The sequence below is a fragment of the Halopseudomonas sp. Lyrl_26 genome (assembly GCF_051948695.1).
Lineage (GTDB): Bacteria > Pseudomonadota > Gammaproteobacteria > Pseudomonadales > Pseudomonadaceae > Halopseudomonas > Halopseudomonas formosensis.
The window spans coordinates 110,212-123,471 of the sequence record NZ_JAYJLH010000003.1; the positions used below are offsets into that span (position 1 = coordinate 110,212).

Annotated in this window: 11 protein-coding genes; 10 read left to right on the plus strand and 1 reads right to left on the minus strand. The window is 62.8% G+C overall.

Annotated elements, in window-relative coordinates; genetic code table 11:
- Positions 1 to 4 precede the first annotated feature (4 nt).
- The 3 genes from VF673_RS05655 to VF673_RS05665 all read left to right on the plus strand — a co-directional run bounded on the left by VF673_RS05655 (position 5) and on the right by VF673_RS05665 (position 2,710).
- A complete protein-coding gene (locus VF673_RS05655; protein ID WP_090539567.1) occupies positions 5 to 433 on the plus strand; it encodes a DUF2231 domain-containing protein in 429 nt (142 codons plus the stop codon).
- Positions 430 to 1,722 carry a PQQ-dependent sugar dehydrogenase gene (locus VF673_RS05660; RefSeq protein WP_440291219.1) on the plus strand — a complete coding sequence of 431 codons (1,293 nt, stop codon included), beginning with the start codon at positions 430 to 432 and terminating at the stop codon, positions 1,720 to 1,722. Before VF673_RS05655 ends, VF673_RS05660 begins: the two co-directional genes overlap by 4 nt.
- A 94-nt stretch (positions 1,723 to 1,816) precedes the next feature.
- Entirely contained in the window at positions 1,817 to 2,710 is an 894-nt protein-coding gene (locus VF673_RS05665; protein ID WP_440291220.1) for a peptidoglycan DD-metalloendopeptidase family protein, read from the plus strand.
- Between the two features lie 190 nt (positions 2,711 to 2,900).
- On the opposite strand, the gene yihA is transcribed toward VF673_RS05665, so the two are convergent.
- A complete protein-coding gene (gene yihA, locus VF673_RS05670) occupies positions 2,901 to 3,548 on the minus strand; it encodes a ribosome biogenesis GTP-binding protein YihA/YsxC (protein ID WP_440291221.1) in 648 nt (215 codons plus the stop codon).
- Between the two features lie 259 nt (positions 3,549 to 3,807).
- On the opposite strand from yihA, the gene VF673_RS05675 reads away from it, so the two are divergent.
- The 7 genes from VF673_RS05675 to VF673_RS05705 all read left to right on the plus strand — a co-directional run bounded on the left by VF673_RS05675 (position 3,808) and on the right by VF673_RS05705 (position 13,181).
- Positions 3,808 to 4,416 (plus strand): c-type cytochrome, encoded by a 609-nt coding sequence (locus tag VF673_RS05675; protein WP_273123876.1) that lies wholly within the window; start codon positions 3,808 to 3,810, stop codon positions 4,414 to 4,416.
- A 160-nt stretch (positions 4,417 to 4,576) separates the two neighbouring features.
- Positions 4,577 to 5,203, plus strand: coding sequence for a thiol:disulfide interchange protein DsbA/DsbL (locus VF673_RS05680; protein WP_440291222.1), 627 nt, complete (start codon positions 4,577 to 4,579; stop codon positions 5,201 to 5,203).
- Positions 5,204 to 5,280: 77 nt separating this feature from the next.
- Positions 5,281 to 6,105 (plus strand): endonuclease/exonuclease/phosphatase family protein, encoded by an 825-nt coding sequence (locus VF673_RS05685; RefSeq protein WP_440291387.1) that lies wholly within the window; start codon positions 5,281 to 5,283, stop codon positions 6,103 to 6,105.
- Positions 6,105 to 6,965, plus strand: a complete 861-nt coding sequence (locus VF673_RS05690) for an N-acetylmuramoyl-L-alanine amidase (RefSeq protein WP_440291223.1) — start codon at positions 6,105 to 6,107, stop codon at positions 6,963 to 6,965. Before VF673_RS05685 ends, VF673_RS05690 begins: the two co-directional genes overlap by 1 nt.
- An 18-nt stretch (positions 6,966 to 6,983) precedes the next feature.
- The gene (locus VF673_RS05695; protein ID WP_440291224.1) at positions 6,984 to 8,213 is read left to right on the plus strand and encodes a nucleoside recognition domain-containing protein; all 1,230 of its coding nucleotides are present in this window, start codon (positions 6,984 to 6,986) and stop codon (positions 8,211 to 8,213) included.
- A 56-nt stretch (positions 8,214 to 8,269) separates the two neighbouring features.
- Positions 8,270 to 9,607, plus strand: a complete 1,338-nt coding sequence (locus tag VF673_RS05700) for a ribonuclease J (RefSeq protein WP_440291225.1) — start codon at positions 8,270 to 8,272, stop codon at positions 9,605 to 9,607.
- Between the two features lie 184 nt (positions 9,608 to 9,791).
- The gene (locus VF673_RS05705; protein ID WP_440291226.1) at positions 9,792 to 13,181 is read left to right on the plus strand and encodes a class I SAM-dependent DNA methyltransferase; all 3,390 of its coding nucleotides are present in this window, start codon (positions 9,792 to 9,794) and stop codon (positions 13,179 to 13,181) included.
- The last annotated feature ends 79 nt before the right edge of the window (positions 13,182 to 13,260 follow it).

The following is a 13,260-nucleotide window of genomic DNA, read 5'->3' on the forward strand; positions in this document are numbered from 1 at the left end:
AGCCGTGACCCCAGCTGTAGATCCGTATTACCCCACTCCGCTGCATCCCTTGCATGCCCTGCTGCTGGCCGGCAGTCTTCCGCTGTTTCTCGGCACCCTGCTGAGCGACATCACCTACTACAACACCTATCAGATCCAGTGGAGCAACTTCGCCTCCTGGCTGCTGGCAGGCGCCCTGCTCCTCAGCGGCCTCGCCCTGCTCTGTGCACTGATAGGCCTGTTCCGCCGGGACCGGCGTCAGGGGCCGGCGCTGATGTACTTCGTCATGCTGCTGGCCGCCTGGATCCTCGGCTTCTTCAACGCGCTGATACATGCCCGTGACGCCTGGGCGATCATGCCCGGCGCCCTGGTGCTCTCGGTACTGGTGACGATTCTTGCCCTGGCTGCGGTATGGCTGGGTCTGTTCAGCCTGCGCGACGGGGGTGTGCGATGAGAAAAGCCGATCTCCTCGGGCTGATGGCCCTGGGCACCCTGCTCACCGCCTGCGGTGGCAACGACGAACCGCCGAGAAACTACGGTCCCGATCCGCATCTGCCGAACATCCAGCGCGGCCTGCTGCCCAGCATGAAAATTGCCGAACCGGCCGAATGGGGCGATCAGCAACCCCGGGTGCCGGATGGCTATCGAGTTACCGCCATCGCTACCGACCTGCTGATCCCCAGGCAGACCCTGGTGCTGCCCAACGGCGACATCCTGGTGGCCGAGGGCCGTGGCGGGGGTGCCCCTGCCCTCAAGCCCAAGGACGTGATTGCCGGTGTGATCAAGGCCAGGGGCACCACCTCGGTGGACAGCGGAAATCGCCTGACCCTGCTGCGCGACGCCGATGGCGACGGCACCTACGAGCTGCAGACTGTGTTCGCGGAGGACCTCAACGCCCCCTACGGCCTGGCACTGATCGGCAACGACCTGTACGTCGCCAACCAGGACGCCCTGGTCCGCTTCGATTACCGGGAAGGCCAGACCCAGGCTGGCGGCGCCCCGGAGAAGGTCATCGATCTGCCCTCGGAGATCAATCACCACTGGACCAAGGCCATGACCGCCAGCGCCGATGGCCGCTACCTGTATGTCGGCATAGGCTCCAACAGCAATATCACCGAGCGCGGCATGGAGGCCGAGGTGGATCGGGCCATGGTCTGGCAGATAGATGTGGAGACCGGCCACTACAAGCCCTATGCCACCGGGCTGCGCAACCCGACCGCACTGGCCATTCAGCCCGGTAGCGGCCGATTGTGGGCCGTGGTCAACGAGCGGGACGAGCTGGGCGAGGACCTGGTGCCGGACTACCTGACCTCCGTCCGGGAAGGCGCCTTCTACGGCTGGCCCTACGCCTACTGGGGCCAGAACGTGGACCCCCGGGTGCGTCCGCAGGACCCGGAAAAGGTCGCCGCATCCATAGCGCCGGATTACAGTCTGGGCGCCCACGTGGCGGCGCTGGGGCTGGACTTTTCCACACCGGCGATGGGTCCGGAGTTCGCTGAAGGCGTGTTCGTCGGTGAGCATGGCAGCTGGAACCGCAAGGAGCCAGCGGGCTACAAGGTGGTCTTCGTGCCCTTCAGCAACGGCGAGCCCGCCGGCGATCCGGTGGACTTCGTCTTCAACTTCTATGGCGAGGATGGCAAGACCCGCGGCCGACCGGTCGGCGTGACCGTGGACCCGGCGGGGGCCCTCATCGTTGCCGATGATCTGTCGAACACGGTCTGGAGGGTTACCCCGGAGCGTTAACAGGGTCGCAGATTCACCCTGTCGGGCGGGTCGCTTTCCCCGCCCACAGGGTTTATTCTTGCCCTTCTGTCATGCGTTCATAGGGTTGCAACGGATGCGTACCTGTCTACTGAGCCTCGCCCTGCTGCTCGCCAGCCCAGCTGTGCTCGGCGCGACCATCTACAAATACACCGATGCCAATGGCGTAGTGACCTATACCGACCAGCGCGTCGAAGGGGCGCGGGTATTCCATTTCAACGACAACATGGTCGAGAACATCGATCGTCAGGTCTATGTAACCACGCGCAAACATGCGGGGGGCGACACCCTGGTGGTCAAGAACGAGCTCTACGCCCCCGTGGAGATCGAGCTGGAAATTACCGAGGCCAGACACGTTCTCGGCGTACCTGCCGAACCTGTGCGCTGGGTGCTGCCGCCCCGCGGCGAAATCCGCCTGCTGACCCTGGCCCCTGCCGGTACCGGCACCCCCCACTATCAGCACCGGCTGCGCTATGCGCTGGGCGATCCCCGCGCCCAGCCCCAGCCGGTCGCCTACCCGCTGCCCTGGCGGGGCGGTCCCTTCCGCATGACCCAGGGCCCCGGTGGGCGCTACAGCCACACCGGTCCCAAGGGGCGCTATGCCGTGGATATCGCCATGCCGGTCGGCACGCCCATAGTCGCGGCGCGCAGCGGCGTGGTAATCAAGACCGAGAACAATCAGAGCGGACGGGGCACCAACCCGGCGGGCAACTTCGTGCGGGTGCTGCATGACGACGGCACCATGGGGGTCTATCTGCACCTGAAGCAGGGCTCGGTCCAGGTCCGTGAGGGACAGTATGTGCGCACCGGGGACCTGCTGGCGCAGTCGGGAAATACCGGCAACAGCACAGGTCCGCATCTGCATTTCGTGGTGCAGAAGAACGTCGGACTGAATACGGTTTCCATCCCCTTCGACTTTGCCCAGCCGGTCAACAGCATGCCGAACTTCGCCGTGGGCGGCGAACGCTGAACGCGCGAAAAAAGTTTTCGCTGCGGTGGAACTCCCGACAACCCAGGCGGTCCTAGCATCATGAACGGCTCGTCAGGCCCTTCATGCTCCTTGGATGTGATTTAGTGTTGGCAGAAACCGGGCACCTCTCCTAGCACAGCCCGGTTGTTGAACCCCGAACCTCCCTCCCCTATGAAGTTCGGGGTTTTTTTTATTCCTGCGGCGCAGGTTCCTCTGCGGACTCCTCCGGAAACAGCCATTGCTGCAGCACCCCGTGGGCCTCCTCGACACCCATACGCTTGGGCGAGGAAAACAGCTGTACCGTGGCCCGGTTGCCGAACTCCCTGCGCACCCGGTTCTGGACCTTGAGCAGCTCCCCCTTGGCCGCACCGAAGGACAGCTTGTCCGCCTTGCTCAGCAGGATATGCACCGGCAGGCCGGCGGTATTGGCCCAGTCCAGCATCATGCAGTCAAAGGGCGACAGCGGGTGACGTATGTCCATCACCAGTACCACGCCGGCCAGTGACTGGCGACCCGTCAGGTAGGCATCCAGATGCTGCTTCCAGTGCTCCTTGAGTTCCAGCGGCACCTTGGCGTAGCCGTAGCCGGGCAGATCCACCAGGCGGCGCTGCTTATCCAGAGCGAAAAAATTGATCAGTTGGGTGCGCCCCGGTGTCTTGGAGGTACGCGCCAGGCGGGCGTGGGTCAGCGTATTCAACGCGCTCGACTTGCCGGCATTGGACCGGCCGGCGAAGGCCACTTCCAGGCCGATATCCTCGGGACACTGGTCGACCTTGCTGGCACTCTTGATGAAACTGGCGGTCTGGCAGAGTATTGCCAGGGGCGTTACTGAAGACATGGGATATCCGGTTCTGTGGCTTGGTGCATTCACGTTCGCGGCTAGCTTAGTATATAATGCCGCGGTTTTATATCGTGGCAGGGAACTGCGACAGAATGACCATTGCGCTGCCCTCCGGCCGCCGCTAGCATGGGCGCTTATCCGTGCCTGCAGCTGGCTGGAATTGTCAGCAAGCATGCGAGGCGGCCTGCATATAACGCGGTCATCAAGACCGGACGCAGACCAGACCTGTTATTTTTAGCCGTAATTGGATTAGCCGATGAATAAATTACTTGTAAGTCTGGTGTTATCCCTCGGTGTGGCCGGTTCGGCCCATGCTCTGCAGGGTGATGCCGCTGCCGGCGCAGGCAAGGTGGCAGTCTGTTCAGCCTGTCATGGCGCAGATGGCAACAGCATCATGCCGAACTGGCCGAAACTGGCCGGTCAGGGCGAGCGTTACCTGGTCAAGCAGATGACGGACATCCGTGATGGCGCCCGTGAGGTACCAGAAATGACCGGCATGCTGACCAACCTGAGTGATCAGGACCTGGCTGACATCGCAGCCCATTTCGCTTCTCAGCCCATGGCTGGCGGGGTTGCCGACGCCGAACTGGCCGAGCGCGGCGAAGCCATCTACCGCGGTGGCAACCTGAAAACCGGTCTGCCCGCCTGCACCGGCTGTCATTCGCCCACCGGTCAGGGTAACGAGCCTGCAGGCTATCCGCGTCTGGCTGGCCAGCATGCTGCCTACACTGCCAAGCAGCTGACCGACTTCCGCGAAGGCGATCGCACCAATGATGGTGACATCATGGTCATGCGCACCGTCGCTGAACGCCTGAGCAACAAGGACATACAGGCCGTTGCCGAGTACATCCAGGGACTGCGCTGAGCCTGGAGCGACCGGCAATAACCGGTGTTAAAAAAAGGGTGGCCAAGGCCACCCTTTTTTGCGACTGTAGGATGCCCAACGGCAGCGGACAGGAGGCTGCCGGGAACCTTTCTGCCACCATTGCAGCCTTAATGGCAGCCACATTTGTTCGGAGAGTTACATGCGCAAGTTCTTGACTGCAGGATTGGTCTGGTTGCTGGGCAGCCTGGCATTGGCACAGGCCCAGAGTGCCCAGTATCAGGCCGGTGTCGACTACGTCGAGCTGCCCTCTGCGGCCCCCACCCAGGAGCCGGACAAGGTAGAGGTAGCCGAGCTGTTCTGGTACGGCTGCGGCCACTGCTTCAACCTCGAGCCGATCATCCGCGAGTGGAAGGAAACCCTGCCCGAGCATGCCTACTTCCGCCCGGTTCCGGCCTTCTTCGGTGGTACCTGGGATACCCATGGACAGCTATTCTATACTCTGGAGAGCATGGGCAAGCTGGATGAAACCCATGCAGCCATCTTCCAGGCGATCCATAATCAGGGTGAGCGACTGGCCGATGTCAATGCCATGGTCCGGCTGCTCAAGCAGTATGGTGTGGACGAAGCGGAGTTCCGTGAGACCTGGAACTCCCCCGGCGTGAAGCTGAAGATGAATCAGGCCAAACGACTGGCACGGGCCTACCGGGCCACCGGGGTACCGACCCTGATTGTCAACGGCAAGTACCGTATCGAAGCCAGCATGGCCGGCAGCTTCGAGAACATGCTGAAGATCGCGGATTATCTGGTGGAACAGGAACGTCCCTGACCGAGGATGACCTAATGATGGCAACGGGTAATATTCCCTGGCGGCGGGCCACCCAAGGCACCATGGCCCCCGCCTGCATGCAGACCAACCCCAACTGGACCTGCTCGGAGGAGGTGCCCACCCTGCCTGAGGTGCTGAAGCTGCTCAGCTTCAATATCCAGGTGGGTATCAACACCCAGCGTTATCATCACTACCTGACCCGTGGCTGGCAGCATCTGCTGCCCCACGCCCGGCGCCAGCAGACCCTGGCCCAGATCGCCCAGCTGATCAGCGAGTTCGATGTGGTGGCGCTGCAGGAAGTGGATGGCGGCAGCCTGCGCTCCGGCTTCATCAACCAGGTCGAGCACCTGGCCAGGGAGAGCCAGTTCCCCTACTGGTATCAGCAGCTCAACCGCAACCTGGGGCGCTTTGCCCAGCACTCCAACGGTTTCCTCAGCCGCTACCAGCCCCAGCTGCTGGAGGATCATAAGCTGCCCGGCATGCTGCCCGGCCGCGGTGCCATCCTCACCAGTTTCGGTCAGGGGCCAGACAGCCTGCTGGTAGTAATGATGCACCTGGCGCTGAGCACCCGCACCCGCGCCAGCCAGCTGGCCTATATCCGCGAACGCATTGCCGATCACAGCCATGTGGTACTCATGGGTGACATGAACACCCACGCCGAGGACCTCCTGGAACGTTCGCCCCTGAGCGGCAGCAACCTGCATACCGCCAATCTGCCGGGCACCTACCCGAGCTGGAAACCGGCCAGGGTGCTGGATCATATCCTGCTCAGCCCGAGCCTGAGCATCGAGCAGGTGGATGTGTTGCCGCAGCCGATCTCCGATCACCTTCCCGTGGCCATGCATATCCGGTTGCCCCCCAGCGTCTGCCGGATACCCGACAACCATCCAGCAGCAAGCTGATGCCGCGGAGCTGGTTGCGCCCCTTCCATCAGGCTTGCCTGACAGCGATCCTGGCCGTGCTGGCCGGCTGCGCCGGCGGCCTGAAGATCGACACCACCCACACGGCGCGTGGGCAGGACAGCCGGGTGCAGTACGTCATCCTGCATTACACCTCGTCCAATGCCGAACGCGCCCTGCGCACCCTCACCCAGGGTGAGGTCAGCAGCCATTACCTGATCAACGATACCCCACCGACCATCTACCGGCTGGTGGACGAGAACCGGCGCGCCTGGCACGCCGGGGACAGCAGCTGGCAGGGGCGAACCTGGCTCAACGCCAGCTCCATCGGCATCGAGATAGTGCATCCCGGTTACCGGGACGGGCCTCATGGCCGTCACTGGTATCCCTGGAACCCGCAGCAGATTGACGCCCTGATCCCTCTGCTGCAGGACATACTGGAGCGACACGGGTTGCCGCCCGAAAGAGTCATAGGTCACAGTGACATCGCGCCCCAGCGCAAGCTTGATCCGGGCCCCCTGTTCCCCTGGCAGCAGCTGGCGGCCGCCGGCGTCGCCATCTGGCCCGATGCCGCCAGGGTAAATCACTACGAGGCGTTGCTGGGCGAGCTCACCCCTTCCCTGGAGTGGTTTGCGGCAACCCTGGAACGCTTCGGCTACAGCCTTGGCGGAACCGGTGATGAGGCCCGACGACTGCGCAACGTCATCGCCGCTTTCCAGATGCGCTTCCGGCCCGCCCGACATGATGGCGAAGCCGATCCCGAGACTGCAGCCATCCTCGCGGCCCTGGTGCCAGGGAGCTTCGAGCGTATCGGCGACTACCACCGACTGCAGCAGGTCGAGCCCTTTCCCACCCAACCTTGATCAGGGACTGTCCAGCGTATGCTCAATGGAATCTGGCTGAGCTTCTTCCTCGCGGCCTTTGCTGCCGCCCTCTGGCAATGGCTGGGGCTGGGCGATGCCGAGGTGTTCACCCGGCTGGTCGCCGCCCTGTTCGACATGGCCCGCCTCAGCGTGGAAATCGTCCTGGTACTGGTCGGCACCATGACCCTGTGGCTGGGCTTTCTGGCCGTTGCCGAAAAGGCCGGTCTGATACGCCTGCTGGCGCGGCTGCTGGACCCGCTGTTCCGCCGACTGATGCCCGGCGTGCCCAGCGGCCACCCGGCGCTGGGGCATATCAGCATGAATTTCGCCGCCAATATCCTCGGCCTGGACAATGCCGCCACGCCCATAGGCATCAAGGCCATGCACTCGCTGCAGGAGCTCAATCCGCAGAAGGACACCGCCACCAATGCCCAGATCCTGTTCCTGGTGCTCAACAGCTCATCGCTGACGCTGCTGCCGGTGACCATCTTCATGTACCGCGCCCAGCAGGGCGCCGATGACCCGACCCTGGTGTTCCTGCCGATACTGCTGGCCACCACCGTCTCCAGCCTCGTCGGCCTGCTGACGGTGGCCCTGGTGCAGCGCCTGCGGCTGCATGATCCGGTGGTGCTGGCCTACCTGCTGGCCGGGGCCGCCGGTCTGGGCCTGCTGCTGACCGCGCTGGCGGGCATGTCCGCCCAGGCGCTGGCCGCCACCTCCTCGCTGATCGGCAACCTGACCCTGTTCGGTATCGTCATCCTGTTTCTCGGGGTGGCCGCCCTGCGCCGGGTCCAGGTGTATGACACCTTCATCGCCGGGGCCAGGGAGGGTTTCAGCTTCACTATCTCGCTGTTGCCCTACCTGATCGCCATGCTGGTGGCCATCGGCGTACTGCGCGCCAGTGGCGTGCTCGATGCCGGTCTGGCGGGCATCCGCTGGCTGGTGGAAGGAGCAGGCTGGGACACCCGCTTCATCGACGCCCTGCCCACCGCCTTCATGAAACCGCTGTCCGGCAGCGGCGCCCGGGCAATGATGCTGGAAACCATGAACACCTTCGGCGTGGACAGCTTCCCGGCACTGCTGGCCGCCACCTTCCAGGGCAGTACCGAGACCACCTTCTATGTGCTGGCAGTGTATTTCGGCGCGGTGGGCATCACCCGCATCCGCCACGGGCTGGGCTGCGCGCTTCTGTCGGACCTGGCCGGCATGCTGACGGCCATAGGGGTGTGCTACTGGTTCTTCGGCTGACCCCGTTCCGGCCATGGCCTGTTAAGCTGTGGGCAAGCGTTTTCAAGGAGCACCCCATGCCTGCCCCGCGTTTCGATCAGTTGCACCGCCAGCCCGGTCCCTTCTTTCTCGCCCTTGGCGGGGCGGGGATGTTCGGTGCCAATCTGTATCTGTACGGCTCGGCGGGTCAGTGGATCGGCATCGATTGCGGGCTGGCGCTGGAATCGACGCCCAGTGGCGACAATCGCGTCTCGGTGCCTTCGCTGGAGGCCCTGCGGCGCCACGATATCCAGCTCAATGCTTTGTTGATCACCCATGGCCACGAGGATCATATCGGCGCCGTTGAGCACCTGTGGCGCGAGCTGAATTGTCCGCTGTATGCCAGCCCCTTCACCGCGCAGCTGATCCGCAGCCGGCTGGCGCCGAATCTGGAGTGGCCGGTGCTGCATGAGATCAGTCCGCTGCAACCGGTAGGGCTGGACCACTTTCAGGCCGAGTGGATACCGGTGACCCACTCGATTCCCGAGTCCCACGGCATACTCCTGCAGGTGGCCGGCAGGCGGCTGTACCACAGCGGCGACTGGAAACTCGACCCCCAGCCGGTGGTCGGCGGTCTGACCGCCGAAGGCCGTCTGCGCAGCATCGGCAGGGAAGGGGTTGATGTGGTGATCGGCGACTCGACCAACGCCTCGGTTGTCGGCGCCAGCCGTTCGGAAGGGGCGGTGCAGGATGGTCTGTCGGATGTGATACGCCCCTGCCGCGGGCGGGTGATTGTCACCTGTTTTGCCAGCAACCTGGCCCGGCTGCACAGCCTGGCCGAGATCGCCATGGACTGCGGCCGTTACGCTGGCCTGCTGGGGCGCAGCCTGGTGCGCATGCACGGCCACGGGCGTGCCCATGGCTACCTTTCCGCTCGCCCAGGCTTCATCGGCCCCTGGGAGCTGGGTTTTCTGCCCCGGGACCAGCAACTGTGGATCTGTACCGGCAGCCAGGGCGAGCCGGCCGCCGCGCTGGGTCGACTGGCCACCGGCAACCATCCGCAGCTGACCCTGGAGCCAGGGGATAGCGTGGTGTTCTCCTCGCGGGTGATACCGGGCAATGAGGAGGCTCTCGGCCGCATCCGCCAGAGCCTGCAGGCCCAGGGCGTGCGTATCATCGACGACGACATGGCACCGATCCATGCCTCCGGGCACCCGCCACAGGAGGATCTGCGCCAGCTGTATGAATGGCTGCGGCCACGCCATGTGCTGCCGGTGCATGGCGAGGATTACCATCAGCAGGCGCACCAGGCCTTTGCCCGCAGCCTCGGCATAGGCACCCTGGTGCCGCGCAACGGCGAGCTGATAGACCTGAGCGCTCAGCCCTGCAAGGTCGCCGAGCTGCCCTGGGGGCTGGCGGAGATCCAGCGCGGATAATCGATACCGGCCGCGGGTTGTCGAGCGCCCGCCCGACGACCGGACTCTGCACCTGTCTTCCCTGACCCCGCTTGGTTAGAATCCGAAGTCCAACCGAACAGGAGTAGTCGATTGAAGGACCATCTGGAACCCTTTCTGGCCCGCTGGCAAAACATCGGGGGGTACCGAGCGCGCCAATTACCAATTGTTCCTCACCGAACTCTGCGCACTGCTCGATCTGCCACTACCGGAACCCGCAGGCGATAATACCCGCGACAACGCCTATGTGTTCGAGCGGCGCGTGCTCATCAAGCAGCCAGACGGTTCCAGTAACAACGGTTTTATCGATCTGTACAAACGTGGCTGTTTCGTACTGGAAGCCAAGCAGACTGGCAAGACCCTGGACAGCTCCGGCTGGGACAAGGCCATGCTCCGGGCGCACAACCAGGCCGACCAGTACGCCCGAGCCCTGCCAGCGGAAGAAGGCCGCCCACCGTTCATTCTGGTGGTGGATGTGGGTCGCAATATCGAGCTGTATGCTGAATTCAGCCGTTCCGGCGCTACCTATACACCATTTCCGGATGCCCGCAGCCACCGCATCCGACTCGAAGACCTGCATCGCGAAGATATCCGTGAACGCCTGAGGGCGGTGTGGCTGGACCCAATCAGCCTTGACCCTTCACGGCGTTCGGCACGGGTTACCCGTGAAATTGCCGACCAACTGGCAAAGCTGGCCAAATCCCTTGAAAGCGCTGGGCACTCCGCCCAACTGGTCTCGGCATTTCTCATGCGAGCCCTGTTCACCATGTTCGCCGAGGACGTCGGCCTGCTGCCTGAACGGGGCTTCACCGAGCTGCTGCAACGCTTGAAGAAAAGCCCGGACACCTTCGCCCCGATGCTGGAAAACCTCTGGCAGACCATGAACACTGGCGGGTTCTCACCAATCCTGGAGGGCAACCTCCTGCGCTTTAACGGTGGGCTGTTTGCCGAGCATCAGGCCATCAGTCTTGACCGGGATCAAATGGAGCTATTATTCAGCGCCGCCGAGGCAGACTGGCGTTACGTTGAGCCTGCCATCTTCGGCACCCTGCTGGAACGTGCTCTTGACCCCCGCGAGCGCCATAAACTGGGCGCACATTACACGCCCCGCGCCTATGTCGAACGCTTGGTATTGCCGACCGTGATCGAACCCCTGCGCGCCCAATGGCAGGAAGTACAGGTAGCTGCACTGGCCTTTGAGGCACGTAACAAGCTCAAAGAGGCCGTAGCCGAAGTCCGCGCCTTCCACCGCCACCTGTGTGAAGTGCGGGTGCTTGACCCAGCCTGTGGCAGCGGCAACTTTCTGTATGTGACCCTGGAGCACATGAAGCGGCTTGAAGGCGAAGTGCTCAACCTGCTGCACGACCTGGGCGAATCCCAGGGCTTGCTGGAGCTTGAAGGCGTCACCGTTGATCCGCACCAGTTCCTCGGCCTGGAAATCAACCCGCGTGCCGCGCGCATTGCCGAGATGGTGTTGTGGATCGGCTACCTGCAATGGCACTACCGCACCCACGGCAAGGTCAGCCCACCGGAGCCGGTACTGCGTGATTTCAAGAACATAGAAAACCGCGATGCGCTGATCAGTTATGACGCGCAGGAGCTGCTGACCGACGCCAGCGGCAAACCGCTTACCCGCTGGGACGGCATCACCACGAGAGTCAGCCCGATTACTGGCGAACAGGTGCCGGATGAAACCGCACAGGTCGAGCGATATATCTACCGTAATCCAAAACAGGCTGAGTGGCCGAAGGCGGATTACATTGTCGGCAACCCGCCGTTTATCGGTGCCTCGACCATGCGCCGTGCACTGGGTGATGGCTATGTAGATGCGGTACGCCGCACTTGGCCGGAAGTCCCCGAATCCGCAGACTTTGTCATGTACTGGTGGCATATCGCTGCCGAAACCGTGCGCGCCGGGCAGGCAGCGCGCTTTGGTTTCATCACCACCAACAGCATCCGTCAGACCTTCAACCGGCGGGTGATTCAGACCCAGCTGGAAGCGAAGAAAAACCCGCTGGCACTGACGTTTGCCATCCCCGACCATCCCTGGGTGGATGCCGGAGACGGAGCCGCTGTGCGGATTGCCATGACGGTGGGCAGTGGCGAATCGGGGGAGGGCAGGCTGCTGCAGGTACGCGATGAGTACCGCAATGAACGAAACCAGGATGACATCTCGGTGCAGTTGCAGGAGCGGCGTGGGGTATTGTTCTCAAATCTGGAAATTGGAGCGGATGTTGCTGGCAGTGAGCAACTCAACGCCAATGCTGGAATTAGCAATCGTGGCGTTTGCCTATTTGGTTCAGGATTTATCGTCAGCCAAGATGAAGCTTGTCTTCTTGGGCTTGGGCAAGTTCCTGGTCTTGATCGACACATAAGGCATTACCGTAACGGGAAAGACCTCACTCAAATTTCACGCAATGCCATGGTAATAGATCTCTTTGGATTGACCGCAGACGAAACACGCCAGTCTTTTCCAGAGGTCTACCAATGGTTACTAGAAAAGGTGAAGCCGGAGCGCGATCAGAATAAACGAGACAGCCGTCGACTCAATTGGTGGCTCTTTGGCGAAACCAATCCCAAGCTTCGCCATCAGTTAGCGGGGCTACCCCGCTATATCGCGACAGTCGAAACAACCAAGCACCGTGTCTTCCAGTTCCTTGGTGCGGAAATCCTGCCAGATAACATGTTGGTCAATATTGCCAGCGGCGATGCCTTGTTACTGGGTGTTCTTTCCAGCCGCATTCACTCCGGCTGGGCTCTAACCGCAGGCGGCCGCCTCGGCGTTGGCAACGATCCCCGCTACAACAAAACCCGCTGTTTCGAAACCTTCCCTTTCCCCGACGCCAGCGCCGAGCAACAGGAAAAGATCCGCGACCTGGCCGAACGCCTGGATGCCCACCGCAAGCGCCAGCAGGAGCAGCACCCGACCCTGACGCTGACCGGCATGTATAACGTGCTGGAAAAACTGCGCAGCGAAGAGCCGTTGACGGCCAAGGAGAAAACCATCCACGGACAGGGGCTGGTATCGGTGCTGCGCGAGCTGCACGACGAACTGGACCGGGAGGTATTCGCAGCCTACGGCTGGGATGACCTGGCCGAACAACTGGTCGGCAGACCGGGCGCAACCACCCCGCTGCCAGATAAACCCGAGGCCCAGGCGGAAGCCGAGGAGGAACTGCTGCGCCGACTGGTAGACCTTAATGCCCAGCGCGCCGCGGAAGAGGCTCGCGGGCATGTTCGCTGGCTGCGGCCGGAATACCAGAACCCGACGGCTGTTACCCCTCTCCCCAGCCCTCTCCCGCAAAGGGAGAGGGGGCAGATTGAAGCCGTGCTCAACACCGTGCCTGCCACCACCGGTAAACTCACCTGGCCCAAACAGATGCGCGAACAGGTCGCCGCCGTACGCGATGCGCTGGCCCAAGGGGCCCTGCCAGCCGAGGCCATCGCCAGCCGGTTCAAACGCTCACCCAAGGCTGCCGTGCAGTCGGTACTGGAGGCCCTGGAAGAACTGGGCATGGTGGAGCAAACCACAGACGGCTACAGCCTGGCCCGCTGATACGACGGAGGCACAGCGTGATCAACGGACATTACATAGAAGCTGTTGAGATTATCCGCAGACTGGAAGGTGGTATGAC